Here is a 24,160-nt window from a genome sequence, read left to right as displayed (position 1 = left end):
CGCCGGCGGTCCACCCGCCGACGCCGTGCCGGCTTCAGCTGCCGGACGCGACCAGTGGGTGGCCCGCGGCGTCGGCGAGCGCGTTGGCGATGTGGACGGCGGGGTCTTCGCAGGGACCGGTCGTGCGGCCACCGGGCGTGGTCGGCGCGTCAGCCGGGCACTCTCCCGACTTGATGTCGCTGTCGACCATGACGATCAGTGTGGTCCCCGACTCGGCGTGGTGCTGCACGACGGTGTTGTATCCCATCAGCTCCCCGGTGTGGCCGTACCAGCCGAGCGCGAGTCCGAGCCCGAGCCCGTAGGCCCGCGCCTCGGACTGCGGAGCGTCCTTGTCGGGCCCGAGGTAGACCGGGATGTCGAAGTCGAACGAGTCGAGGCGCGTCGCCTGCCACTGCGGCGACAGGATGCCCTCCCCCGTGGCCAGCGCTTCGCCCCACGTCAGGAGGTCGTCGAGATCGGAGATCATCGCGCCCGCCGACCAGCCCCACGAGGGGTTCCAGTCCGTGGCCTCGACCGGCAGGTTGTCGTCGGTCCCCTGGGTCGTGTACCCGTGCGCGTGCGGGTCGGGGAACGAGGCGTCCGTCGGGAAGAAGGTGGCCGACAGCCCGAGCGGCTCGGTGATCTGCTCGCGCATGACGTCCTGGATGGGCTTGCCGGCGACCTGCTCGATGACCATGCCCAGGAGCACGGTGTTCGTGTTCGAGTAGAACGTCATCGTCCCCGGCGGGTACATCGGCTCGGTCCCCTTGACCAGGTCGACCAGTTCCTGCGGCGTCCACACGTGGTTCGGGTCGCTGAACAGCGTGTCTTGGAAGGACTGGTCGAAGGTGTACGACGGGATGCCGCTGCGCATGGATGCGAGGTCGTACAGCGTCGCGTCGCCGTTGGGCATGCCGGGGATGTACATCTCGATGGGGTCGTCCAGCGAGAGCTCGCCCTGCTCGGCGAGCTGCAGCAACGCGGTGATCGTGAAGGTCTTGGTGACGCTGCCGACCCGCTGGTTGACGTCTGCGGTCATCGGGATCGTCTTGTCCCAGTCCTGGTAGCCGATCGTCGCCGCCCACGTGCCCTCGGGGGTGCGGATCGCCATGACGGCGCCCGGAGCGCAGGACTCGGGTCGCCGGATGTCTCGGCGCTCACACTGCCCGCAGGCTGCCCGGAGAGGATGGAAAAGCCGAAGGCCCCCACACTGTGGGGGCCTTCTTTCGGTGGACCTGAGGGGAATCGAACCCCTGACCTCCTCGATGCGAACGAGGCGCGCTACCAACTGCGCTACAGGCCCGTGAACCTCGAAAACACTATCACGGTTCGAGAGGCGCTCCGAATCGGCGGAGCCCCCGCGGGGCCCCTATTCGCCGACCGCACGGCGGGTCAGCAACTGCCGCACGTGCGCCTCGATCTCGGCGTCGTCGACATACCCCATGCGGGCGTATTCGGACTCGGCGGAGGCCGTCCGCGCGGTCCGCGCGACGTCGATCGAGGGCGGCTGCTGCGCCGCCGCACGGGCCGCCATGGCCTCTTCGAGGGCGGCCTGACGCAATGCCGCCCGAGCGGCTTCGCCATCCAGCACCGCGGCGGCCCGCGAGCCCGCCGACGCCGTGAGAGGGCGGGGAAGATCGCGCGGCGCCCACTCGCGCTGCTCGCGCTCGAGGGCCACATCCTGCAGTTCCGCGGTGCGGCGGGGCGCGGCATCCGTCGCCCGCGACACGGCGCGCGCGGCGACGCGGGACAGACGGTGAAGGATCAGACCCGATGCTGCCACCAGGCCGACTCCGGCCCACATCAGGGTCTGCGCGCCGGCGGTGATCGTCTCGTACACGCCCCACACGGCGATCCCCATGCCGATGACGGCCGCGAACGTCGCTGCGAGTCGGAACCGGCGCCGTGCGCGCGCGCGGCGCGCCGCCGGGAGGGAACGGACCGAGGCGAGGTCGGAACGTGCGGCTGCAGCAGCCTGCGCACGTTCGGCACGGGCCCGCTCCAGATCGACGCGCGCGGCAGCCTCGGCGGCGACCCGGTCGGTGCGTGCACGTTCCACGCCGAGGCGGGCGGCGGCCTCGGCGGCCTCGCGCTCGCCCTTGGCGATCTCGAGTTCGACGCGGGCACCCTCGAGAGCCGCGTGCTCGCGCTCGGCCAGGGCCCGCTTCGCGAGCTTCTGCTGCGCGGCGGCGGTGCGGGCGTTGAGCTCGAGCCGCACCTCTTCGGGTGTCTCGCTCGTCTCAGCGAGCACGCGGAGAGCCTGATTCAGGCGGACGGCGTTGCGCTCGGCCGCGTCGAACTGGCGACGACTGTGCCACGAGGGCAACAGATACACCAGCCACAGGGCGACCGCGACGAGAACGATGACTCCCCCACCCCACACCTGCCCGCCCATGGTCACCACGGTAAGCGACCGGACGGCGGTGTCCCGAACATCCGCGCGCGTGTCACGCAAGACGGATTTCTTGCGTGGTCAGGCACGGTGATGCGCGGCGGCCCACCGGCGGGGGTGGAAAACGGCAACCGGACGACCTATGCGTGCAGCCGGTCCGCGGGCGGAACCGTGGCCGCGTCCTGGGGCACACGACCCGACACCCAGCGCTGGAGCACGCCCTCGGGGACGTCCTCACGGACCAGGGCGAACGCGTAGTGGTCGCGCCAGTCGCCGTCGATGTGGATGAAGCGGCGGCGCAGCCCTTCGTAGCGGAAGCCGAGCTTCTCGACCACGCGCAGGCTGGCCCGGTTCTCGGGACGGATGCAGATCTCCATGCGGTGCAGCCGCAGTTCCGAGAAGCAGATGTCGGTCGCGAGAGCCACCGCCGTCGGGGTGATGCCCCGCCCGGCGAACCGCTCGCTCACCCAGTACCCGATCGTCGCGGATGCGAGCGAGCCGCGGGCGACCCCCCACACGTTCAGCTGGCCCGCGACCTCGCCGTCGGACTCCATGACGAACGGCACGCCGGCGCCGTCACGGTACTGCTGCAGCAGCCGGCGGATGCCGACGCGCATGTCGAACGACACCGGCCCATCGGGACTGGTCGCCTCCCAGGGGCGCAGCCAGCCGCGGTTCGAGAGCAGCTCGTTCTGCAGCACGCGCGCGTCGCGCTGGCGGACGAGGCGGATCGCCACCGACCCGTGCCTGCGGGGAGCCGACAGATCCACGAGACCCCCTCGAACGGGCGGCGTCAGAGGTTCGCCGCGAAATCCTTGAACCAGGGACGCAGTGCGGGACCGAGATCTTCGCGATCGGCCGCCAACTGCACGATGGCCTTGATGTAATCCACCCTATCGCCGGTGTCGTAGCGGCGGCCACGGAAAACCACGCCGTAGACGCCGGGGCCATCGGGGTCGCTCGCGAGCTCCTGGAGCGCGTCGGTGAGCTGGATCTCGCCCCCCTTGCCGGGCTCGGTGCGCTCGAGGATCTCGAACACGTTCGGCGACAGCACGTAACGGCCGATCACGGCCAGGTTCGACGGCGCGTCCTCCGCCTTGGGCTTCTCGACGAGACCGTTGACCTTCACGATGCCGTTGCCGTCGGTCGACTCCACCGATGCGACGCCGTACAGGTGGATGTGCTCGGGGTCGACCTCCATGAGGGCGATGATCGCCGCTCCGGTGCGCTCGTGCTCCTCGATCATGGTGGTCAGCAGCTCGTCGCGCTCGTCGATGAGGTCGTCACCGAGCATGACGGCGAACGACGAGCCGCCGACGTGGGCCTTGGCCCGCAGCACCGCGTGGCCGAGACCCTTGGGCTCGCCCTGGCGCACGAAGTGGATGTCGGCGAGATCGCTCGACTCCAGCACGCGATGCAGGCGGTCGGTGTCGCCCTTGTCCTTCAGCTTCTCCTCGAGCTCGGGAACCGAGTCGAAGTGGTTCGAGATCGCGTTCTTGTTGCGCCCGATGATCACCAGGATGTCGTCGATGCCCGCCTGCGCCGCCTCTTCGACGACGTACTGGATCGCCGGCTTGTCGACGACGGGAAGCATCTCTTTCGGCATCGCCTTCGTCGCGGGGAGGAAGCGGGTGCCCAGGCCCGCAGCGGGGATGACTGCCTTGATGGAGGTGTGCGCCATGGTGAGAGTCTAGGTGCGACGATGAGACCCTCTCGCCCGAACGGACGGTGTGCGATACTGCGCGCCGTACAATCGACACCATGTCCGACGCCATCGCCGATGCCAAGCGCGCACTGCGCGCCGAGCTCCGCGAGCGACGCCAGTGCCTCTCGCCGCAGGCGCGCGAGACCGCCGAGGCGGGCATCCACGCGCAGCTCGACTCCCTCGTCGCCGAGCACGGCGCCCGCTCCATCTCGTGCTTCCTGTCGACCACGGCCGAGCCGGGCACCCGCTCTTTCGTGGCGGATGCCGTGAGCCGCGGCATCCGTGTCCTCCTCCCCGTGACGCGGGCGGACGGCCTGCTGGACTGGGCGGTCGCCACCGGCGAGGACGACATCGCCGAGGGCATGTACGGACTCCCCGAGCCCGTCGGCGAACTGCTCGGCCCGATCGCGGTCAACGACGTCGACCTCCTCGTCATCCCCGCCGCCTCCGTCGACCGCACCGGGATGCGGCTCGGCTGGGGACGCGGCTTCTACGACAAGACGCTCGGGTCGATGGAGCGATGCCCTCCCGTCTACGCGGTCGTCTTCGACTCCGAGTTCGTGGACGAACTGCCGAGCGACGAACTCGACGAGCGCGTGACGGGCGTCGTCACCCCCACGCGCACCATCACCCTCGCGCCCACGCGGCGCTGACAGCCGAACCGAGAGAGCCATGCCCACCTACGCCTACGCCTGCAAGCAGTGCGGTCACCGCTTCGACGCCGTGCAGTCCTTCGCCGACCCGACCCTGACCGAGTGCCCGGAGTGCGGCGGAGCGCTCCGCAAGGAGTACGGCTCGATCGGCGTCACCTTCAACGGTTCGGGTTTCTACCGCACCGATTCCCGCGCGGGTGCCAAGCCCTCGGGCTCGGGCTCGGGCTCGAGCGGTGGATCGGATGCCTCGGGTGGCGCGTCCTCGTCGACTTCGACATCATCGAAGACCGAGGCGAAGGCCTCGCCCGCGTCGTCCGGAGCCTGATCCTCCGGCGCCCCAGACGCGGAACGACACCCAGGGGGTACACGTGATCAAGGGCTTCAAGGAATTCATTCTCCGCGGCAACGTCATCGACCTGGCGGTCGCGGTCGTCATCGGCGCCGCGTTCACGGCGGTCGTCAACGCGATCGTCGCGAGCATCATCAACCCGCTCATCGAGCTCGTGTGGAAGCCGGCTGAGGACGGCACGATCGGCATCACCGTGCAGGGGCTGTGGGGTCCGGTGACCTTCCCGATCAACGACCTCATCAACGCAGTGATCGCTTTCCTCGCCGTCGCGATCGTCGTCTACTTCGTCTTCGTGCACCCGATGAACGTGCTCAAGGAGCGCGCCGCCGCGAAGGCCGGCATCACCCCCGCCGACGAGGAGCCGAAGCTCCCGACCGAGCAGGAGATCCTGGTGCAGATCCGCGACATCCTCGAGAAGCAGGGCACCGCGCCTCGCGCTCAGTAGTGCGGCGGGACGTCGCGCCGCAGGCGCTCATCGTTCGGACCGGCTGAATCGGATGCCGCGTTCCCCTGGCCCTTGCGGCCGGTCGGGGGCGCGGCATCCGTCGTCTCATCGGCCGGGACCGGCTCGGCCGTGGTCCCCGGCGCGGGCGTCAGCTTGGCGCGGCGGGAGCCCTTGACGCGTTCGATCCGCTGGCGGTCACTCGATGACATCGATGGGCTGGGTCTCGTTGTCGACCCGGGGCGCGTCCGGCGGCACGCCCAGCATGGCCGCGATGCGCTGCGCGACGTCGGCCGGGTCGCGATACAGGTCGAACGAGTGCACGCGCACGTAGTGCCAGCCGAGGCGCCGCAGGATCTGCGGGCGCAGCCGAAGCGATTCGCGCAGCGACTCGCCGATCGTCTCGGGGTCGCTCTCGACCACGACCGCCTTGCCGTCGTACTGCGCGACGAGCGGCAGCAGGCCGCGGTAGTGCACGTCGACGGAGAGGCCCGCGCGGCGGAGCTCCCGGGCGAGCGCGCGTGTGAGCGGGTCGGCGAGATCCTCCAGACGCGCTTCGCGGGATCGGGCGGCGATGCCGCCCAGGATCGACATCAGCGTCGCGGCTCCGTACTCGAGGCGCCCGTCGTCGAAGGCCGACGGACGGATCGACGACACGATGACCATAGACCGCCGCGCGCGGGTCATGCCGACCGTGAGCAGCCGCTCGCCGTCGGGCGACGACAGGTCGCCGAAGTCGCTCAGCACGCGGCCGTGCTTGGTGAGGCCGAAGCCCAGCGAGAAGATCACACGGTCACGACTCTCGGCCACGGACTCCTCGAGCGTCAGCACCGCGAACGGCTCCGCGGTGTCGCGCGAGACGAAGTCGGCCACGTCGGAGCGTCCGGCGAACGCCGCCTCGACGGCCGCGCGGATGCGCTCGGCGTGCCGCACGCTCGCGGTCACGACCATGAGCGATTCGGTGCCCCGGTTGACCGCGTGCTCGACGACCAGGGTCACGACGCGGGCGACCTCGGAGGCAGGGCTCTCGACGGCCCCGGTGATCGGGTCGGGGGTGCCGTGGCCGCCTTCGACGTAATCGACCGCGAGGCTCCCACGGCCCAGGTACGACCCCGCCCACGGCAGCGACACGAGCTCGCCGCCGTAGAACGCGTCGTTCACGAGCGCCGCGAGGTCCTCTCCACCGGCCCGGTAGCTGCGGGTGAGCGTCTCGACGGGCAGCAGCTCGGCGAGACGCTCGAAGACGCTCGTCCCATCGAACGGCACCTCGTCGTCATCGGCGTCGGCCGGCGCGCCATCGCCGTCGATCGAGGGCGGCGGCACGGCGGCCGACATCGCGGAGCCTGCCGAGACGCGGAACGGCGTGGGCTTCTGCGTCACGGGGTCGCCGAACGCCACCACCTGGCCCGCGCGGCGGAGCGCCGGGGAGGCCTCGGCGAGACACAGGGCCCCGGCATCCGCCAGCACCACGACGTCGAACTGGACCGTCTCGGGGATGCGGGGCACCTCATAGGGCGAAGCCAGCCAGACGGGCGCCACCGTGCGCGAGAGCGTGGGCGCCACCGTCGCGAGCTCGGCGGGCGTGATGGCGCCGCGCTTCAGCGCCTGCTTCAGCCCGTCCGCCTCGGAGCGGTGGTCGACGATCCCGATCCGCCACTGCGTGGCGAGATGGGCGGCGAGGAGCGGACCGGATGCTGCGGCATGGGCCTCGTCGACGAGCCGGAAGTCGCGCTCCAGCCGGTCGACGACGGCGGTGTTCGCGCCGAGCACGGCACGGTCGGTGCGCAGCAGCAGCTCGAGCGCGGACTGCCACCACGCGTACTCCAGTTCGGCGGCCACCTCGTCTTCGGGCACGTGCCGCACCGACAGCTCGAGGAGGAGCGGTTCGAGGCCCATCGCGGCGAGCTCGGAGCGCAGCGTCGCGCGCTCCTTGAGGTTGTCGAACACGTCGGAGTCCGCGGCGAGGCCGGCGAGCGTGCGCACGAGCTGCTTCACGGGGAGGGTCGAGAGCCGGTCGGCACCGGTGCGGCCGAGCACGGCGTCGACCTCGCCGAGTTCGGCGTCGACGCGCTGCCAGGCGACCTGGACGTCGCCGAGACCCAGCGGCACCTCTGGGGTCACGCCCGCGTCGACGTAGCGCTGCCACTCCGTGCGCTGCTGCTGGATCCGCACCAGCGCCTCGTACATGTCGGGCACGTGCACGCCGGGGCGCAGATACTCACGGGAGAGGCGGCGCAGGCGGCGCCGGTTCGCGCCGTTCATCTCCGGTGCGTCGCGACGCGGCGCGTGCGCCTGGATGAGCTCGGCCAGCGGCCGCTCGAACACGGTGAGGCTGAACTTGTCGAGCGAGTCGCGGATGCCGCGCAGCAGGCGCAGGTACACGCCGAGCTCGGCGACGGTCTGGAACGGCCGCATGCGCGTCTGCGCGATGAGCTCGTAGCCGCGCTCCAGCAGCGTCGGCACGTCGCTGCGGTGCAGCTTGCCGGCGAGCGCGTGCGCCCCGCGGGCCTCCTCCACGGTCGCGAACGTGACGCCGTACCAGGGCGAGTCGTCGGGGCCGAAGCGGAACTCGCCCAGTCGCGCGGCGGCGGAGAGTTTCGCCGCCGCCTCCTGCCGTGTCGAAGCGAGGCTCGCGAGGGCGTCCGCGTCGAAGCGGGCCTCGGTCGCCGGGGCGACGCCCCGCTCGGCGAGTTCGGCGAGCTCTCGGAGGATGTCGAGCACCGACACGTCGAAATCGGGGTGCTTGGCGGTCACGGCCGAGCGGTAGTCCCGGAGCACGCCCCGCAGCCGCACCAGCGCGTCGTCGATGTCCGAGACCTTCGGCGTCTCGGCCTTCTCGTTCCGGCCGATCGCACGGATGAGATCGCGCTGCAGGCGGTCGGGCGATACCGCCAGGCCGGGGAGCCCGATGCCCGCGAGGCGGTGCCGCACTCCGTCGAGCGTCGAACGGCGCGCGCTCACCACGAGGACGCGCTTGCCGTCTCGCACGAGCGCGCCCACGGCGTTGATGACGGTCTGCGTGCCGCCGGTGCCGGGCAGCGTGTGGATGACGAGGGACTGGCCGTCGGCGATCCGGGCGAGCACGCGCTCCTGCTCCGAGTCGGCATCGAGGAGCAGCATGTCGGCGGCGGGGGCACGGTCGTCGGGGCTCGTCGGCACGGGTCCGTCTCGGCGGATCGTGAGCGATTCGCGGTCGGCGACGTGACCGGCGAGCGCGTTGAGCACGCGGTGGTCGAGATCCGACGCGTCGAGCGCCATGTCGCCGCCGACATCGGCGAAAGTCGACACGAGCAGACGGGGCTTCACCGCGTAGCTGTCGATCGACGCGGTGAGCGCACGGATGTGGTCGATGACCGGCTGCGGCTTGAAGACTCCGCCCTCATACGCCAGCGCGGCGAGGCCGCCGGCGTCGATCATGATGCCGAAGTGCGTGCGCATCGCGCGGATCAGCTCGGGGTTGACCTCGAACGTGCCGTGCAGCTTGAGCTCGAAATCGCCGTGGTGGCGCCGGATCGCGAGCGGGCGGAGCAGCACGGGTGCGCTCCACGTGATCCCGGCGACGCGCCAGGTCGCCAGACCGACCGCGAGCCGCACGGTGTCGAGACCGCGGGTCGTGCGCAGCTCCTGGTCCTTCGCGGTGATGCTCTGCGCCGCAAGCCGGGCGTTGCGCAGCGCGACCTCGTCGCGGAACAGGTTCGAAAGCAGCGTCGACCGCCCGGTGATGAACTGGGGCAGGCTACCGGGGTGCGCCTTCGTGATCTCGATCGCGGCGTCCTGCCCGTCGACGAAGTGCAGCAGAGTCGATCGGCCGCCCAGGGCGGCGGACTGCAGCCGGAGCCGGTCGCGCTCGGTCTCGGCGACGTGCACGACGGTGACGTCGGGTTCGGCGAGACCCAGATCACCCGGGGTCACGTCGTACCCGCGCTCGGCATCTCCTGAGCCCAACACGGCGCTGCGTTCTGCTCGCCACACACGTGCCACCCTAAAGGCGACGTGTGCCCGGCTCTTGCAATGGACCTGAGTTTCGCGGTATCGGACCGCCACGGGACAGCCCCGGCCAACGCCCCCTCCTCCCCCGCGGACGTTCCGCGCGTCGTTCCCACAGATCCCGCCGACGACCCGCGACGGCGTCCGCGACCCGCGCCAGGATGGTCGCATGAGCCCCGAGGACCCGCCCCGCTACCGCGTCCACCCGTCGCCCATCGGCGACATCCTGATCGTCACGACCGACGACGGCATCGTGACCCTGCACCCGTTCGAAGGCCCCCTGCACGCCGAGATCGAGCGCGTCGCCCTGCAGCTGCGCGCCCTCCCCGTGCCCGATGACGACACGGACGCCGCCGCGCCTGGAGCCGCCGCCGCGTTCGAGAGCGCGGTGACGCAGCTCGACGAATACTTCGACGGCGACCGCGAAGAGTTCGATCTGCCGCTGGACTGGCGGCTCGTCCGCGGCTTCACACGCGCCGCGCTGGAGGCCGTGTGCGACATCCCCTACGGCGAGACCGCCAGCTACGGAGAGGTCGCGATCGCGGCCGGCATCCCCCGCGCGGCGCGCGCTGTCGGGACGGCGTGCGCCACTACGCCGTTCTCCGTCGTCGTGCCGGTGCATCGCGTCGTCCGCGCCGACGGCTCGCTCGGCGAATACGGTGGGCGACCCGAGGTGAAGCGGTTCCTCGTCGACCTCGAACAGGGGCCCAGCATTCCGGCCGCGCCGACCGCCGCCGGTGCCGCCGAGACTCCGGCTCCGCACTGAGGCCGAGCCGGTCGAGGCTGCGGGCGTGTAGGCCGCCCGCATGCCGCGAGGCCCGCGCGGCACGGCGCTGCCCGCGGGTCTCGCGATCCGCCTCGACGAGAGGCCCGCCCGCCCGGGGGCGATCGCCCTGACTGGTAAAGTCGACGCTACGAAAGAGGCGGCGAGGACGCCGTCACGCCGGAAGCAGGTAGCCGTGGGCGCGTCTGTCCCGCATCGCGCACCGACCCCCGAGCGCACAGGCGCGGGGGTCCGCATCGTCGTGGACGCGCTCGACGGGGACCCCGGCGACGCACAGGCGCTCGATCACGCGGTGGCCGAACTCGTCCGTCGCACTCGCTTCCCGGTCGCCTTCGGCGGACTCGCGCTCGGCGACGCGATCCACGTCACGTCCATCCACGGTGCCCGCACCCGCAACCTCCAGGGGCTCGTCGTGGAGGCCTCCCGTGGTCTCGGTGGGCGGGCGCTCGTCGAGAAGCGACCGCGGCTTGCGCTGGACTACGGCTCGTCACGCAGCATCACGCACGACTACGACCGCGCCGTCCTCGGTGAGGGCATCGCGACGCTGTTCGCCGTCCCCGTCATGGTGGGCGGGCGCGCGCGCGGCGTCATCTACTGCGGATCGTGGGCCGAATCCCCCGTCGGAGACGTCGTCGCCCGCCCGGCCTTCGCGGTCGCGGAGGAGCTGTCGAGCGAGCTGCGCATCCGCGAAGAGGTGCAACGGCGACTGACCCTCTCTCCCACGCGCACCGCGCCGGCCGCCATGCCTGCGACCACGCGCGAGGAGTTGCGCGAGACGTACGCCGAGCTGCGAAGCATCGCGGCGATCATCGACGACCCCGCGCTGCGTGCGCGCCTGGACCGCCTCGAGCAGCGATTGGCCGCGCTCTCGCACGACGCATCGGAGCCGTCGGTCGAGCTCGACGTCCGGCTGTCGCCGCGCGAGGTCGACGTGCTCGCGTGCGCTGCTCTCGGCTCGACGAATGCCGAGATCGCGGCGACCCTCGACCTCAAAGAAGGCACGGTCAAGTCGTATCTGCAGTCCGCGATGGCGAAGCTGGATGCCTCGACCCGGCACGCCGCGGTCGTCACCGCGCGTCGCGCCGGCATCCTTCCCTGACTCCGCCGCCGGACGCTGCGGGCAGGGGACCCGCCGTATCGCCTCCCGCGACCATTTCCGGACAGTGGCGTCCGAATTCTCGCGATTTCGAATTCTCCTCGTGGGATGACGGTTATCCACCGCCAGGGAATTCATCAATAGGCTACGGCGACAATTCAGCGTATTGTTCCCTCATGGCCCGCAGAATCGTTCACCAGCTCGTCGACGACATCGACGGAACCCTTTTGGAAGCCGGCGAAGGCGAGACCGTGCTGTTCTCGCTCGACGGCGTCGCATACGAGATCGACCTCACCGACGAGAATGCCGCCGCACTGCGCGGCGCTCTCGAGCGCTACACGAAGGCAGCCCGCGCCGTCTCGTCCGCCCGCGCGACCTCGAGCGCCGCCGCTGCCGGCCGCAAGCGTCGCCGCAGCGGACAGCAGGACTACAGCGGCGTCCGCGAATGGGCGAAGCAGAACGGCTATCAGGTGTCCGAGCGGGGCCGGGTTCCGGCATCCGTCCTCGAAGCCTACGAGGCGGCGCACTGACGCACGCCGCCTCGCGGCCCTTCATCGACGATTCTCTTCCCGCTCTCACGAGCGTGAGAGCTGGAAGAGAATCTCGTCGACTTTCTCTTTGGCGTCGCCGAAGAGCATCTGCGCGTTGTCGCGGTAGAACAGCGGATTCTGCACGCCCGCGTACCCGGATGCCATCGAGCGCTTGAACACGATGACGTTGCCGGCCTCCCACACACGCAGCACCGGCATTCCGGCGATCGGGCTGGACGGATCCTCCGCGGCGGCGGGATTGACGGTGTCGTTCGCGCCGATCACCAGCACGACGTCGACGCCCGACAGGTCGTCGTTGATCTCGTCCATCTCGAGCACGATGTCGTAGGGCACCTTCGCCTCGGCGAGGAGCACGTTCATGTGGCCGGGAAGGCGTCCCGCGACGGGATGGATGCCGAACCGCACGTCGACCCCGCGCTCGCGCAGCTTCTGCACGAGGTCGGCGACGCCGTGCTGGGCCTGCGCGACGGCCATCCCGTAGCCGGGCGTGATCACGACGGTGGAGGCGCCGGCGAGCAGGTCGGCGGCGGCCTCGGCGTCGATCTCGCGATGTTCGCCGTACTCCTCGTCGCCGCCCTTCGGCGCCTCGATGCCGAAGCCGCCGGCGATCACCGACAAGAACGACCGGTTCATCGCCTTGCACATGATGTAACTCAGGTACGCACCCGACGAGCCGACGAGCGCACCGGTGACGATGAGCAGGTCGTTGTTCAGCAGGAAGCCCGCCGCGGCGGCCGCCCACCCCGAGTAGCTGTTGAGCATCGACACGACGACAGGCATGTCACCGCCGCCGATCGAGGCGACCAGGTGCCAGCCGAGGGCCAGAGCGAGCAGGGTCACCGCGATCAGGAGCCACAACTCCGGCGTGATGACGTACCAGACCGTGAGGACGAGGAACGCGGCGAGCGCGCCGATGTTGAGGGCGTTCTTGCCCGGCAGCATGAGCGGCTTAGACGAGATGCGCGCCGACAGCTTGAGGAACGCGACGATCGACCCGGTGAAGGTCACACCGCCGATGAAGACCCCGATGAAGACCTCGGCGTGGTGGATGTCGGCGAGCGCCCCGGTGAGTCCGGTGTCATACAGGGCGCCGTTCCAGCCGACCAGCACCGCGGCGAGGCCGACGAAGGAGTGCAGCAGCGCGATGAGCTCCGGCATCCCGGTCATCTGGACGATCCGCGCGCGCCAGAGCCCGATCGCGGCGCCGACGAGCACGGCGACGACGAGCAGCGTCAACCCGAGCGCACCCGACGACTCGCCCCAGGCGCCCGCCGCCACCAGGACGACCGTCGCGATGAGCGCGATCGCCATGCCGACGATCCCGAACACCACCCCACGACGGCTGGTCTCGTGCTTGCTGAGCCCCGCGAGACTCAGGATGAACAGCAGCGCCGCGACGATGTACGCGGCGCCTGCGACCTGGCCGGCGACCGCGATCATCGCGTTTCACCCTTCTGGAACATCGCGAGCATGCGCCGCGTCACGGCGAAGCCGCCGAAGATGTTGATGGACGCGAGCAGCACCGCGACGGCGGAGAGGATCTGCACGGTGAGGTCGGGAACCGTGATCTGCACCATGGCGCCGACCACGATGATGCCCGAGATCGCGTTCGTGACACTCATCAGCGGCGTGTGCAGCGCGTGCGCGACGTGGCCGATGACGTAGAAGCCGACGACGATCGCGAGCGTCAGCACCAGGAAGTGCTGCGGCAGCGGCGGCGGCGCGAACGCGCAGATCGCGAACAGGGCGGCGATCCCGGCGACGATGAGGCCGGTGCGGGCGCCCGCCGACATGGTCTTCTTCGGGGTGACCACCGCCGGGGCGGCGGCCGCTGCCTTCGCCGGCGCGGCCGACACCTGCACGGGCGGCGGCGGCCACGTGACCGCGCCGTCCTGCACGACGGTGACCGTGCGCTGCACGACGTCGTCGAAGTCCAGGGCGAGCTCACCGTCCTTGCCCGGGGTGAGGAGCTTCAGCAGATTGACGAGGTTGGTCGCGAACAGCTGCGACGCCTGCTGGGGAAGCCGACCGGGCAGGTCGGTGTAGCCGAGGATCACGACGCCGTTCTCGGTCACGACCTTCTCGCCGGCGACCGAGCCTTCGACGTTGCCGCCCTGCCCCGCCGCCATGTCGACGATGACGCTGCCCGCGCGCATCGAGGCCACGTCCGCGGCGGTGATCAGGCGCGGCGCCGGGCGCCCGGGAATGAGCGCGGTCGTGATGATGATGTCGACGTCGGCCGCCTGCTCCGAGTAGATCTCGGCCGCGCGTTTGTCGTACGCCTCGCTGGTCGCCTTCGCGTACCCGTCGGACGAGACCTGCTTCGCCTCCTCCGGCACGACGACCTCGAGATACTCGCCGCCGATCGACGCGACCTGGTCGGCCACCTCCGGCCGCGGGTCGGTGGCCCGCACGATCGCACCAAGGCTGGAGGCCGCGCCGATCGCCGCAAGCCCTGCGACACCCGCGCCCGCGACCAGCACCTTCGCCGGCGGCACCTTGCCCGCCGCCGTGACCTGGCCGGTGAAGAACCGCCCGAACTCGTGCGCCGCCTCCACCACCGCGCGGTAGCCGGCGATGTTCGCCATCGAGCTCAGCACATCCATCGACTGCGCGCGAGAGATGCGCGGCACCGCGTCCAGCGCGATCGCGGTGATCCCCCGCGTCGCGAGCGACTCGACGAGATCCGGCCGCAGCGCCGGACTCAGCGTCGCGACGATCGTCGCCCCGTCGGCGAGCCGGTCGATCTCGCCAGGCATCGGCGCGTTGACCTTCAGCACCACCGGCGCTGACCACGCCGTGGCACCGTCGACGACGGCCGCGCCGGCCTTCACGAACGCGGCGTCCGGGAACGACGAGGCGGACCCGGCCCCGGCTTCGACGACGACGTCGTAGCCCAGGGCGATGAGTTTCGGGACGGTGGTCGGAGTCGCGGCGACCCGGGTCTCTCCGGGCGCCTCGGCGACGATGCCAATGCGGGTCATGCGTTCCTCTGGGTCGGGTGCGACAGCGTCGGCTGCGGCGACGGGGAGGTCCGCGAGACCCTCTTCGGTGCTCGCGGCGACGCCTCCACCATGTCAGACCGCGATGCAGATACGCCGTGCATTGCGCCCCGACACGATGACAAGAATCACAGAATTTGCTCACCACGCACCACTTTCCCCCTTCTTGTGTCGCGCGCTCCGATCTGGCCGAACGCACATGCTCGCGCCAGGCGGTTCATAGCGCACGGCGAAGGTCGTCGTAAGTCGGACTCATATCCATGGAGGCATGGACAACAAGAGCAGTGCGAACAAGGGCACCCGCAAGCGCCGGGCGCGGAACGCCGTCATCGCCTCCGGCCTCGTCGTCGCCCTGTCGGGCGGCGCAGGGGCCGTGTGGGCGACCGACCGCTTCCTCGTCGAGCACGTCGAGATCGCCGACGTGTCGGAGTACGAGGCGCAGAACTCCGCGGTCGACTCCACGGCGGAATCGACGACGGATGCCGCGGCCACCGTCACCGGCACGTCGTACGCGGACGGCGCCACATCGATCACGATCTCGACCGTCACCGAAGGTTCGGGCTCCGACACCGTGACCTACTACGTCGCCGACGTGACCCTGTCGGACGCGACCACGCTGCAGAGCGCCTTCGCGAAGGACCAGTTCGGCGAGAACATCACCGAACTCACCAGCAGCATCGCCGCCGACAACGGCGCGATCTTCGCGATCAACGGCGACTACCACGGGTTCCGCGACACCGGCATCGTGATCCGCAACGGGGTGGCCTTCCGCGACGAGCCCGCCCGCGAGGGGCTCGTGTTCTACACGGACGGCCGCGTCGAGGTGTACGACGAGACGACGACGACCGCCGATGAGCTGCTGGCCGACGGCGCGTGGAACACCCTGAGCTTCGGCCCCGCGATCGTCGAGGACGGCACCGTCGTCGACGGCATCGAGGCGACGGAGATCGACACGAACTTCGGCAACCACTCCATTCAGGGCGACCAGCCGCGCACGGCCGTCGGCGTCATCGACGAGAACCACCTCGTCTTCGTCGTCGTCGACGGACGCCAATCCGGGTACAGCGCCGGCGTCACCCTCACCGAGCTCGCCGACATCATGATCGACCTCGGCGCCACCACCGCGTACAACCTCGACGGCGGCGGCTCGTCGACGATGTACTTCAACGGCGAGGTGGTCAACTCGCCCTCCAACGGCGGCGAGCGCGGCACGAGCGACATCCTCTACATCGCCGACGCGTCCGCGGCCGACGCGGAGTGATGCCGTGATCGTCCTCATCCCGGCCTACGAGCCGGGTTCGCGCCTCGAACCGGTCGTCGCGGGCCTGTTCGCCGCCGACCCCGACGTCGAGGTGGTCGTCGTCGACGACGGAAGCGGTGCGGCGTTCGCGCCGATCTTCGCCGGCGTCGAGGCACAGGGAGCAACGGTGCTGCACCACGACACGAACCGTGGCAAGGCGGCCGCGCTGCGTACCGGGTTCGACCACGTGATGGCCGCGCATCCTGGTGACGACGTCGTCACCGCCGATGCGGACGGGCAGCACACGGTGCACGACATCCACCGGGTCTCCGTCGCCCTCCGCGCGGACGCCGCCGACGGAGCCCCGACGCTGATCCTCGGCTGCCGGGCGTTCACCGGGCGGGTTCCGCTGAGATCCCGTGCGGGAAATGCGGTGGCCCGCGGCGTGTTCCGGCTCGCTGCCGGGTGGCCGCTGAGCGACACGCAGACAGGGCTGCGCGGCATCCCCTCGGAACTGCTCGCGTGGGTGCGCGACCAGCCGGGCGAGCGCTTCGCGTACGAGCAGAACGTGCTGCTGCGCTGCCGGCGCGACGGCGTCGCGACGCGCGAGGTGCCGATCGAGACGGTGTACCTCGACGGCAACGCGTCGAGTCACTTCCGCCCGATCGTGGATTCGCTGCGCATCATGCTTCCGCTGCTGCTCTTCGCGGGGTCGTCGCTGCTGGCGTTCGCCGTCGACACCGTGATGCTGCTGGTTCTCCACGCGCTCACCGGCCTGCTCGTGCCGTCCATCGTGGCGGCGCGCGTCGTGAGCGCATCCGTGAACTTCACCATCAACCGACGCGTGGTCTTCCGCGCCGGTTCGACCGGCTCGCTCTCCGAACGGGGACGGATGCTGCGCCAGGCCGCCCGCTACGCCGTGCTGGCCATCGCGCTCCTGGCGTCGAACATCGTGTGGCTCGATGCGCTCACGCGCTACGGGGTGCCCCTCGTCGTGGCCAAGGTCGCGACCGAGGCGGTGCTGTTCGTGACGAGCTACGGCGTGCAGCGCACCTTCGTGTTCGGCACTCAGCAGCCCCGTGCCGAACTCGTAAGCCGGTCTGATGCCCGCCATAGGAACCCCATAGCGGCCGCGGCTCGAATGGATCAGAGCGAACACCCCATCGGGAGGAACCCATGACCACCAGCGCGCTGATCCTGATCGGCATCGACCTGGCTGCCGCCCTCGTGCTGAGCCTCGGCCTGTACTACCGCCGGCACCACCGCCGCGACCTCGTGGTCGCCTTCCTGGGGGTGAACGTCGGGGTGATGGTCGTCGCCGCAGTCCTCGGCACCGCAGAGGTCGCGCTGGGACTCGGGCTCGGCCTGTTCGGCGTGCTGTCGATCATCCGGCTGCGCTCGTCCGAGATCTCGCAGCGCGAGGTGGCGTACTACTTCGCTGCGCTCGCGATCGGTCTCGTCACCGGACTCCCCCAGACCGACCCGTGGCCGGTCGCGGCGCTCGTCGCCCTGATCCTCGCGGTGCTGTGGGGGGCCGACCACCCGCTGCTGCTCTCGCGCGCGCGCCACCAGGTCGTCCGCCTCGACCGCGCCGTGGCCGACGAGCGCGAGCTGCGCGCCGAACTCGAAGAGCGCCTCGGCGGCACAGTCGCCTCGACCACCGTCCAGGAGCTCGACCTCGTGAACGACACGACGCTGGTCGACGTCCGCTACCGGATCCCGCGGGCAGCCACGCGACCCACCACGACGAGCCGAACCACCGCGTCGAGCGCGCCCGCGATGCAGGGAGCGGCGCGATGACCGCGTTCGGCCGCTTCGACCCGGTCTCGCTCGACGCGCTCGTGGCCGAGGCATCCCTCCTCACTCGCGTCGACAGGAAGTACGTCGTGCCGCGCGCGGGCCTCGACCCGGTGCTCGCCGCACTCGACCCCGGCACGCGCGTGCTCGAGATCGACGGCGCGCGCGACTTCGCCTACGAGTCCGTGTACTTCGACACCCCCGACCTGCTGAGCTTCCGCATGGCCGCGCAGCCCCGGCGACGACGCTTCAAGCTGCGCACGCGCAGCTACCTCGATACGGGCACGTCGTACCTCGAGATCAAGACGCGCGGGGCGCGCGGCACGACCGTCAAAGACCGCGACGAGTACGACCCAAGGCACCGCGACCGGCTCACCGACGACGCCCGCGACGATGTGGCGAACGCGCTCGCGACCATCGGGGTCGCCTCCGACCGGGCCGATGAACTCGACGCGACGCTGCTGACCCGGTACCGGCGGGCCACCTTGCTCGCCGCTGACAGCACCGGCCGCGCCACCGTCGACATCGCGCTCGAGTGGATCGAGCCCGACGGACAGGGCTTCGCCCTTCCGGGGCTCACCATCGTCGAGACGAAGTCGGGCGCCCGGCCGTCCGACGTCGACCGTGCGCTGTGGCGGGCCGGCCATCGGCCCGCGACGGTGAGCAAGTACGCCACCGGGCTCGCGGCGCTTCACCCCGCCCTCCCCCGCAACCGGTGGGCGCGGCTGCTACGCGGCCCGTTCGATTCCTCGCAGCGCACGGCGCCCACGACCCACCCGACCATCGCCACCCCCAAGGAGGACGCATCATGCGCCGACACCCCCACCACCGCCCTCTCGAGCGCCGTAGCCGCCTGATCCTCGCGGCCGCGCCTCTGGCCGTCGCCGCGCTGGTGCTCGCCGGGTGCGCGACGCAGACCGCCGCATCGACGAACACCGCGACCACCGACGACACGACCACCGAGACCGCGGCCGTCGTCGACTCCGACCTCAGCGCGGCGGCCGTGCTCGCCGCGAACGCAGATGTGACGGTGGTGAAGGACGACGAGTGGAGCGAGACGGATGCTGCGGACATCACGCTCTCGGGCAGCACCGCGTCGAGCGACTCCGACGCCGTGACCGTCGACGGCTCCACGGTCACCATCACGGAGGCGGGTGTGTTCCGGCTCTCCGGGTCGCTCGACGGCCAGGTGGTGGTCGCCGCACCCGAGGATGCGCAGGTCGTGCTCATCCTCGACGACGCCGAGATCGCAGCATCCGACTCCCCCGCCATCACCGTGACGAGTGCGGACGACGTCGCCATCTCACTGGCGGCCGGGAGCGACAACAGTGTCTCGGACGCGTCGTCGTACGCCGACGGCGCGGACGCGAACGCCGCGATCTACGCCGACACCGACCTGACGATCTCGGGCACCGGCGCGCTCTCGGTCTCGGGCAACGGGAACGACGGCATCACGAGCACCGACGACCTGGTGATCCTGTCGGGCGAGATCGCCGTCGACGCGACTGACGACGCACTGCGCGGCAAGGACTCGCTCACCGTCGAAGGCGGCACGCTCGAACTCACCGCCGGCGGCGACGCCCTCAAGAGCGACCAGGCCGACGACGCCACGCAGGGCTTCGTCGCGATCACCGGCGGCACGGTGACGGCGACGAGCGGTGACGACGGCATCGCCGCGGCGACGGATGCCGTCGTCACGGGCGGCACCGTATCGCTGGCCGCGGGCACGAGCGCCTCGGCCTCGGACGACTCCCCCAAGGGCGTGACCGCGGGCGTCGTCGTCGCGATCGACGGCGGCGACATCGAGATCGAGGCGGCGGACGACGCCGTACACTCCGACGGTTCGGTCGGCATCGCCGGCGGCACCGTCACCGTCTCTGCGGGCGACGACGGCATCCACGCCGAACAGCGCCTCGAGATCCGTGACGGCCGCGTGACGGTCACGGAGTCGTACGAAGGCCTCGAGGCGACGGATGTCGCCATCTCGGGCGGCACGGTCGACATCACGTCGAGCGACGACGGCGTGAACGCAGCCGGCGGAACCGCCTCCGACACGCAGGGCGGCGGCATGGGCGGCGGAGGCGAGCAGGACACCGGCGAGACCGTCACGATCTCCGGCGGCAGCGTGCGCGTGACCGCGGTCGGCGACGGCCTCGACTCCAACGGAACGATCTCGATCACCGGTGGCACCACGGTCGTCAGCGGTCCGAGCTCGGCCGGCGGTCAGGGCGCGCTCGACTCCAACGGCACGACCACGATCGACGGCGGCGAGGTGTTCGTCGCAGGGTCCGTCCTGGTGGCGCCGACGGGTTCGCAGCAGTGGGTCGCCGCGACCGCCAGCGGTTCGGCCGGCGACACCGTCACGGTGACGGATGCCTCGGGCACCGTGATCGCGAGCTTCGAGGCCGACCAGAGCTTCGGCGCCGTGTTCTACAGCGGGCCGGGGGTCGCCGACGGCGGGTCGTTCACGATCGCGGTGAACGGCGTGACGGCGGCGACGGTGTCGGAGGGGGTCAACGTGTCAGGTGGAGGCATGGGCGGTGGCGGCGGTCGCCGTCCCTGATCCTCGGCTCGGTCGCCGCACGCTCCTGTTGCGGGCGGCGACCGAACGTGGGAAGTCCCTCCGAATGCGGGCCGCACGGCGCGTAGAGGTTGCATCCCGCCGCCGATCTCGGAATCGTGGCCGGTCCGGAACCGCAAACGGAAAGGAAAAGCATGCTTACGCTGACCCAGACCGCCGCCGAGGCCGTCGAAGAACTCGTCGCCCGGGTGCCCCTTGCTGAAGAGGGCGGTGTGCGAATCCGCGACACCGGAGGCTCGGAAGGATTCGAGCTGAGTGTCGCTCCTGCCCCGGCGCCCGCCGACACGGTCGTCACCGAAGGAGGCGCCCGCGTCTTCCTCGACGAGAGGGCTGCGGCCGCCCTCGACGACCGGGTGCTGGACGCCGAGCTGTCGAACGACGGCGCGGTTCGCTTCGCCCTCGGAACCCAGGGCTGATCGCAGCGCTTCGGGCCCCGGCATCCGTCATCGGATGTCGGGGCTCTCGTCGTCTACGCTTCCGACCGTCACGCGGTCGCGAGCTGGACGTTGGGGAATTCGCTGCCGTAGTGCGCCCGCATCCCCGTCTTGCGCTCGAGGTCGTCGATGACGGCCGCGGCGAAGTCGATGCCGTACAGCGCGGCACAGGACCCGAGGCCGCCGGGCGAGAACACGTTCACCTCCATCAGCTTGTCGCCCGCGATGTCCAGCCCGACGAGGAACATGCCGTCGGACAGGAGCTTCGGGCGGACGGCATCCACCAGCTGCAGCATCTCCTCGGTCACCTTCACGGCCTCGGCCTTCCCGCCGACCGACATGTTGGAGCGCACATCCTTCTCCCCCGGCCGCCGGCGGAATGCGGCGTGCACACCGTCGATCTCGAGTGCTCGGCCGTTCATGACGAACATCCGCACGTCGCCGTTCTTGGCGGCGGGAAGGTACTCCTGAGCCACCACATAGCCGTCACGGGCGATCGCCTCGACGATCTGGGCGATGTTCCGCTCCCGCTTCAGATCGACCAGGAACACCCCCGAACCGCCCGAGCCCTGCAGGGGCTTGAGCACCGCACGGCCCCCGAGCTCGTCGATGAACTCGCGGACCCTGTCCTCGTCGCGGGTGATCAGTGTGCGCGGACGCACCACCTCGGGGAAGTGCTGGAAGTACGCCTTCGACATGGCGTCCGCCAGGGAGCGGGGGTCGTTGACGACGAGGACGCCGGTCTCGGCGACCATCCGCCCGAACGCCAGTTCGGCCGTGCTCGCCCACGCCGAGTCTGCGGCTTCGGCCGCCGGGTCGGCGCGGAGCATGAGCACATCGAAGCCGTCGAGCTCGGTGCGCGCCCGGGTCGCGGACTGCACGTCCTCGAGATAGCGCTCGAGGGACCGGTACCGCTTGCCCGCGGTCGAGGTCGCAGTGATCGCCGAGAGCGATCCGTCGGGTTCGTAGCCGAAGTCCCGAAGACCCATGAGGTGCACGTCGTGCCCTCGCGCGGCAGCACTCATGGCGAGGCGGGTCGTCGAGTAGATGGGCTGTTCCGTGGCGATGTCGTTGACGACGAAACCGATTCTCATCGGGACTCCTCAAGCTTGGATTGCTAGGCGTTGACCAGCGACACCAGGTCGCTGGTGCGAGCGGCATGGTGGATCCTGTCGGCGGACTCCGCCTCCGACAGGTAGCGCGGGATGAGGCGCGCCGGTGCGAGGAGCCCGCGGTCCGCGAGGTCCTGCACGAGGGGCAGGTCCTCGAGCGAGAATTTGCCGAGGAAGAGGAGGTCGAGCGCCCCGCCGTGCGCCACGTGCTCCAGCAGCGCCAGCAGCCCGCGCAGATAGATGGCGTCCTTGGTGAATCCGCCGGCGCGGTACACCCGCATGGCGACGCTGTAGGCGCTGCCCGCAGGCAGGCCGTGGCCGGTGAGCAGACGGTGCGTCTCGACGAAGCTCGCGCCGCCCACCAGCGCGTGCACGGCCACCACCCGCGCCGCGAGCTGACGCAGCCGAGAAGCCGTGAGCCCGCCGCACGCGATCTCTGCGAGCACCGCGAGGCCCTCCTGCGTCTCGTCGTAGTGAGCGAGCCCGGCGCCGAGCATGCGGATGGGCTGCGCCAGGCCGTTGACCTGTGTCACGAGGTGCGTGCCCACTTCGTGCTGCAGCAGGGCGTTGACGCGCGGACCGGCCACCGCGGCGTTGCGCGAGATCAGGAGCGTATCGCCTTCGACCAGGACACCCGAGACGTCGTCGCGGATTTCGGCGTGCAGCTGCGCATCGGGGTCGATCGACCGGTAGTGGGCGATCTCGGCCTTCGCAGCCGCGAGGAACGTCTCCGCGCCCACGGATTCCTGTTCGAGTTTCCCGTACGGCAGCCGGCTGAGCAGATCGTCGGCGATGTCCACGAGCGCCGGCAGCACCGGGCCGTACTGCGCGATCGACAGCTGCAGGAAGTCGGGTGTGTTCCGCGCGCGCAGCATCTCCACGCGCAGCGTCATCTCGCGCTGCCGGTTGCGCAGCAGCGCCGCAAGGGTGGTGTCGCTGACGGCGTCGAGCGGCAGTGCAGCCACCTGGGCATCGAGCACCGCGGGGTCGACATCCAGGGCGCGATACTCGAACACGGGGTCGACCTCGGGGTCGGCAAGGAACTGCGCACGGATGTCGTCCGCGTTCACCGGTGTCATCTCGAGCAGGAATCGCACCGTCCCGGCGAGCGACGCCATCGCATGGTCCGCGGCGAGGTCGGCGGCCGAGAACGCGCCCTTCTCGATGACGTCGGTCTCGGGTCCGCCGGCGCCGGGGGCATTCGCCGGGTCCGTCGTCACGGTGTCGCCACCTCGACGAGCGCTTCCTGGAGCGCAGGGATCGTCGACGCCACGGCGCGTGCGAGCTCGTCGAGGCGAGCGTGATCCGCCTCGCCGGTCCACTCGTCCATGAACGTCTTCTTGAACTCCAGCGCGAGCACGGCAGCCCTGCCGGGATAGCGAGCGTGAGTCCAGGCGGCGAGCTGCTGCCCGCGGAAGCGGATGTTCTCGCGCACATCGAGCGGCCCCGCGGACGTTCCCGCCTGCGTGAGCGACTCGATGAAGGCGTCCGCGACGGATCCGAAGCGGCCGCGGTCGAGGGATCCCGTACCGACGTTCACCTCGGGGTTCTCAGCCCATGGGGCCTCGGGCGCCTCCGCCCCGCCGCGGCGGTGGTTGTAGGAGTGGATGTCGAACACCACGAACGGGCCGCGCTCGGCGACCACGTCCAGTCGCCGGCCGAGCTCCGCGTAGAACCCGTCGTACACCTCGAGAGATCCCCCGACGATGGCCGGTTCAAGCGGTGGATCGCGGACGACCTCCAGCCCCCACGCCTCCTCCGCCGACCGGTAGACGGCCTTCTCGCGCGAGCGGTTCAGGTCGACCTCGAAGCGCGACCGATGCACCACGACGCGGGCCGGCACGAGTGCGCCGATCACGTCGGTGTGGGGGTCTTCCTCCCGCAGCCGATCCTCGTCGGGCAGGACCAGCTCGGCCGCGACCTCCGGTCGGACGTCGTGCCCGTTGTGGATCGCCGTGGCGATGAACTGCCCGCTCCAGTCGCCCAGGAATTCGAACGCGGAGCGCTCCGTAGTGACCATCACCCCATTGTTTTCCCGGGCGGAGACGGGCCTCAA

Annotated in this window: 23 protein-coding genes and 1 tRNA gene; 12 read left to right on the top strand and 12 right to left on the bottom strand. The window is 70.6% G+C overall.

What is annotated here, in order from left to right:
* Positions 1 to 34: 34 nt before the first annotated feature.
* From ASF40_RS13310 to galU, 5 genes are all read right to left on the bottom strand, one after another.
* Positions 35 to 1,126: a serine hydrolase domain-containing protein gene (locus ASF40_RS13310; RefSeq protein ID WP_268776131.1), complete on the bottom strand. Its 1,092-nt coding sequence runs from the start codon at positions 1,124 to 1,126 to the stop codon at positions 35 to 37.
* 83 nt (positions 1,127 to 1,209) lie between these two features.
* Positions 1,210 to 1,282: transfer RNA gene (locus ASF40_RS13305), tRNA-Ala, on the bottom strand.
* A gap of 66 nt (positions 1,283 to 1,348) precedes the next feature.
* Entirely contained in the window at positions 1,349 to 2,374 is a 1,026-nt protein-coding gene (locus tag ASF40_RS13300; RefSeq protein ID WP_056369983.1) for a hypothetical protein, read from the bottom strand.
* A gap of 137 nt (positions 2,375 to 2,511) precedes the next feature.
* Positions 2,512 to 3,141 carry a GNAT family N-acetyltransferase gene (locus ASF40_RS13295; RefSeq protein WP_056369721.1) on the bottom strand — a complete coding sequence of 210 codons (630 nt, stop codon included), beginning with the start codon at positions 3,139 to 3,141 and terminating at the stop codon, positions 2,512 to 2,514.
* A gap of 23 nt (positions 3,142 to 3,164) precedes the next feature.
* Positions 3,165 to 4,052: a UTP--glucose-1-phosphate uridylyltransferase GalU gene (gene galU / locus ASF40_RS13290; RefSeq protein ID WP_056369719.1), complete on the bottom strand. Its 888-nt coding sequence runs from the start codon at positions 4,050 to 4,052 to the stop codon at positions 3,165 to 3,167.
* A gap of 80 nt (positions 4,053 to 4,132) precedes the next feature.
* On the opposite strand from galU, the gene ASF40_RS13285 reads away from it, so the two are divergent.
* From ASF40_RS13285 to mscL, 3 genes are read left to right on the top strand one after another with little or no spacing between them, the layout of a single operon-like run.
* Positions 4,133 to 4,729 (top strand): 5-formyltetrahydrofolate cyclo-ligase, encoded by a 597-nt coding sequence (locus ASF40_RS13285; RefSeq protein ID WP_056369717.1) that lies wholly within the window; start codon positions 4,133 to 4,135, stop codon positions 4,727 to 4,729.
* Positions 4,730 to 4,748: 19 nt separating this feature from the next.
* Positions 4,749 to 5,054: an FmdB family zinc ribbon protein gene (locus ASF40_RS13280; protein ID WP_056369715.1), complete on the top strand. Its 306-nt coding sequence runs from the start codon at positions 4,749 to 4,751 to the stop codon at positions 5,052 to 5,054.
* Between the two features lie 43 nt (positions 5,055 to 5,097).
* Positions 5,098 to 5,523, top strand: coding sequence for a large conductance mechanosensitive channel protein MscL (gene mscL / locus ASF40_RS13275; protein ID WP_056369712.1), 426 nt, complete (start codon positions 5,098 to 5,100; stop codon positions 5,521 to 5,523).
* Here mscL and ASF40_RS13270 read toward each other — a convergent pair.
* Both ASF40_RS13270 and ASF40_RS13265 read right to left on the bottom strand, forming a co-directional pair.
* Entirely contained in the window at positions 5,517 to 5,732 is a 216-nt protein-coding gene (locus ASF40_RS13270) for a hypothetical protein (RefSeq protein ID WP_056369710.1), read from the bottom strand. The two genes, mscL and ASF40_RS13270, sit on opposite strands and share 7 nt — an antisense overlap.
* On the bottom strand, positions 5,719 to 9,465 hold the full coding sequence (locus ASF40_RS13265; protein ID WP_442922702.1) for an AAA family ATPase: 3,747 nt from the start codon (positions 9,463 to 9,465) through the stop codon (positions 5,719 to 5,721). Before ASF40_RS13265 ends, ASF40_RS13270 begins: the two co-directional genes overlap by 14 nt.
* Positions 9,466 to 9,676: 211 nt before the next feature.
* On the opposite strand from ASF40_RS13265, the gene ASF40_RS13260 reads away from it, so the two are divergent.
* From ASF40_RS13260 to ASF40_RS13250, 3 genes are all read left to right on the top strand, one after another.
* Positions 9,677 to 10,273, top strand: a complete 597-nt coding sequence (locus ASF40_RS13260; RefSeq protein ID WP_056369707.1) for a methylated-DNA--[protein]-cysteine S-methyltransferase — start codon at positions 9,677 to 9,679, stop codon at positions 10,271 to 10,273.
* Between the two features lie 253 nt (positions 10,274 to 10,526).
* Complete coding sequence (locus ASF40_RS13255) at positions 10,527 to 11,390, top strand: LuxR C-terminal-related transcriptional regulator (RefSeq protein ID WP_235560241.1); 864 nt, start codon at positions 10,527 to 10,529, stop codon at positions 11,388 to 11,390.
* 173 nt (positions 11,391 to 11,563) lie between these two features.
* On the top strand, positions 11,564 to 11,917 hold the full coding sequence (locus ASF40_RS13250) for a histone-like nucleoid-structuring protein Lsr2 (RefSeq protein ID WP_056369705.1): 354 nt from the start codon (positions 11,564 to 11,566) through the stop codon (positions 11,915 to 11,917).
* A gap of 45 nt (positions 11,918 to 11,962) precedes the next feature.
* On the opposite strand, the gene pntB is transcribed toward ASF40_RS13250, so the two are convergent.
* Both pntB and ASF40_RS13240 read right to left on the bottom strand, forming a co-directional pair.
* Entirely contained in the window at positions 11,963 to 13,378 is a 1,416-nt protein-coding gene (gene pntB, locus ASF40_RS13245; protein ID WP_056369703.1) for a Re/Si-specific NAD(P)(+) transhydrogenase subunit beta, read from the bottom strand.
* Positions 13,375 to 14,922, bottom strand: a complete 1,548-nt coding sequence (locus ASF40_RS13240) for a Re/Si-specific NAD(P)(+) transhydrogenase subunit alpha (RefSeq protein WP_056369701.1) — start codon at positions 14,920 to 14,922, stop codon at positions 13,375 to 13,377. The genes pntB and ASF40_RS13240 overlap by 4 nt, the downstream gene beginning before the upstream one ends.
* A gap of 286 nt (positions 14,923 to 15,208) precedes the next feature.
* Here ASF40_RS13240 and ASF40_RS13235 point away from each other — a divergent pair, with 286 nt between their 5' ends.
* The 6 genes from ASF40_RS13235 to ASF40_RS13210 all read left to right on the top strand — a co-directional run bounded on the left by ASF40_RS13235 (position 15,209) and on the right by ASF40_RS13210 (position 20,974).
* Positions 15,209 to 16,201, top strand: a complete 993-nt coding sequence (locus ASF40_RS13235) for a phosphodiester glycosidase family protein (protein ID WP_056369698.1) — start codon at positions 15,209 to 15,211, stop codon at positions 16,199 to 16,201.
* Between the two features lie 4 nt (positions 16,202 to 16,205).
* Entirely contained in the window at positions 16,206 to 17,360 is a 1,155-nt protein-coding gene (locus tag ASF40_RS13230) for a bifunctional glycosyltransferase family 2/GtrA family protein (RefSeq protein ID WP_082497041.1), read from the top strand.
* Entirely contained in the window at positions 17,357 to 17,980 is a 624-nt protein-coding gene (locus ASF40_RS13225; RefSeq protein WP_082497040.1) for a DUF4956 domain-containing protein, read from the top strand. Before ASF40_RS13230 ends, ASF40_RS13225 begins: the two co-directional genes overlap by 4 nt.
* The gene (locus ASF40_RS13220; protein ID WP_056369697.1) at positions 17,977 to 18,834 is read left to right on the top strand and encodes a polyphosphate polymerase domain-containing protein; all 858 of its coding nucleotides are present in this window, start codon (positions 17,977 to 17,979) and stop codon (positions 18,832 to 18,834) included. The genes ASF40_RS13225 and ASF40_RS13220 overlap by 4 nt, the downstream gene beginning before the upstream one ends.
* Entirely contained in the window at positions 18,786 to 20,540 is a 1,755-nt protein-coding gene (locus ASF40_RS13215) for a carbohydrate-binding domain-containing protein (RefSeq protein ID WP_056369695.1), read from the top strand. Before ASF40_RS13220 ends, ASF40_RS13215 begins: the two co-directional genes overlap by 49 nt.
* A 152-nt stretch (positions 20,541 to 20,692) precedes the next feature.
* On the top strand, positions 20,693 to 20,974 hold the full coding sequence (locus tag ASF40_RS13210) for a hypothetical protein (RefSeq protein WP_056369693.1): 282 nt from the start codon (positions 20,693 to 20,695) through the stop codon (positions 20,972 to 20,974).
* 68 nt (positions 20,975 to 21,042) lie between these two features.
* Here ASF40_RS13210 and ASF40_RS13205 read toward each other — a convergent pair whose 3' ends face one another.
* Genes ASF40_RS13205 through ASF40_RS13195 form a run of 3 tightly spaced genes read right to left on the bottom strand, consistent with a single transcriptional unit; the run spans position 21,043 to position 24,124 of the window.
* On the bottom strand, positions 21,043 to 22,086 hold the full coding sequence (locus tag ASF40_RS13205) for a glutathione synthetase (protein WP_056369691.1): 1,044 nt from the start codon (positions 22,084 to 22,086) through the stop codon (positions 21,043 to 21,045).
* A 23-nt stretch (positions 22,087 to 22,109) separates the two neighbouring features.
* The gene (locus tag ASF40_RS13200) at positions 22,110 to 23,324 is read right to left on the bottom strand and encodes a flavohemoglobin expression-modulating QEGLA motif protein (RefSeq protein WP_056369689.1); all 1,215 of its coding nucleotides are present in this window, start codon (positions 23,322 to 23,324) and stop codon (positions 22,110 to 22,112) included.
* Positions 23,321 to 24,124 carry an N-formylglutamate amidohydrolase gene (locus ASF40_RS13195; protein ID WP_056369687.1) on the bottom strand — a complete coding sequence of 268 codons (804 nt, stop codon included), beginning with the start codon at positions 24,122 to 24,124 and terminating at the stop codon, positions 23,321 to 23,323. Before ASF40_RS13195 ends, ASF40_RS13200 begins: the two co-directional genes overlap by 4 nt.
* Between the last annotated feature and the right edge of the window lie 36 nt (positions 24,125 to 24,160).

It is taken from the genome of Microbacterium sp. Leaf288, from assembly GCF_001422925.1.
Taxonomy (GTDB): domain Bacteria; phylum Actinomycetota; class Actinomycetes; order Actinomycetales; family Microbacteriaceae; genus Microbacterium.
The sequence above is the reverse complement of the archived record's forward strand: the minus strand, read 5'-3'. Positions and strand labels throughout refer to the sequence as shown.

Excerpts from the sequence above, each read along its gene's own strand:
- ASF40_RS13300 (WP_056369983.1), bottom strand. The coding sequence starts at position 2,374 with ATGGGCGGGCAGGTGTGGGGTGGGGGAGTCATCGTTCTCGTCGCGGTC.
- galU (WP_056369719.1), bottom strand. The coding sequence starts at position 4,052 with ATGGCGCACACCTCCATCAAGGCAGTCATCCCCGCTGCGGGCCTGGGC.
- ASF40_RS13285 (WP_056369717.1), top strand. The coding sequence starts at position 4,133 with ATGTCCGACGCCATCGCCGATGCCAAGCGCGCACTGCGCGCCGAGCTC.
- ASF40_RS13280 (WP_056369715.1), top strand. The coding sequence starts at position 4,749 with ATGCCCACCTACGCCTACGCCTGCAAGCAGTGCGGTCACCGCTTCGAC.
- ASF40_RS13270 (WP_056369710.1), bottom strand. The coding sequence starts at position 5,732 with ATGTCATCGAGTGACCGCCAGCGGATCGAACGCGTCAAGGGCTCCCGC.
- ASF40_RS13260 (WP_056369707.1), top strand. The coding sequence starts at position 9,677 with ATGAGCCCCGAGGACCCGCCCCGCTACCGCGTCCACCCGTCGCCCATC.
- ASF40_RS13250 (WP_056369705.1), top strand. The coding sequence starts at position 11,564 with ATGGCCCGCAGAATCGTTCACCAGCTCGTCGACGACATCGACGGAACC.
- pntB (WP_056369703.1), bottom strand. The coding sequence starts at position 13,378 with ATGATCGCGGTCGCCGGCCAGGTCGCAGGCGCCGCGTACATCGTCGCG.
- ASF40_RS13240 (WP_056369701.1), bottom strand. The coding sequence starts at position 14,922 with ATGACCCGCATTGGCATCGTCGCCGAGGCGCCCGGAGAGACCCGGGTC.
- ASF40_RS13235 (WP_056369698.1), top strand. The coding sequence starts at position 15,209 with ATGGACAACAAGAGCAGTGCGAACAAGGGCACCCGCAAGCGCCGGGCG.
- ASF40_RS13225 (WP_082497040.1), top strand. The coding sequence starts at position 17,357 with ATGACCACCAGCGCGCTGATCCTGATCGGCATCGACCTGGCTGCCGCC.
- ASF40_RS13220 (WP_056369697.1), top strand. The coding sequence starts at position 17,977 with ATGACCGCGTTCGGCCGCTTCGACCCGGTCTCGCTCGACGCGCTCGTG.
- ASF40_RS13215 (WP_056369695.1), top strand. The coding sequence starts at position 18,786 with ATGCGCCGACACCCCCACCACCGCCCTCTCGAGCGCCGTAGCCGCCTG.
- ASF40_RS13210 (WP_056369693.1), top strand. The coding sequence starts at position 20,693 with ATGCTTACGCTGACCCAGACCGCCGCCGAGGCCGTCGAAGAACTCGTC.
- ASF40_RS13205 (WP_056369691.1), bottom strand. The coding sequence starts at position 22,086 with ATGAGAATCGGTTTCGTCGTCAACGACATCGCCACGGAACAGCCCATC.
- ASF40_RS13195 (WP_056369687.1), bottom strand. The coding sequence starts at position 24,124 with ATGGTCACTACGGAGCGCTCCGCGTTCGAATTCCTGGGCGACTGGAGC.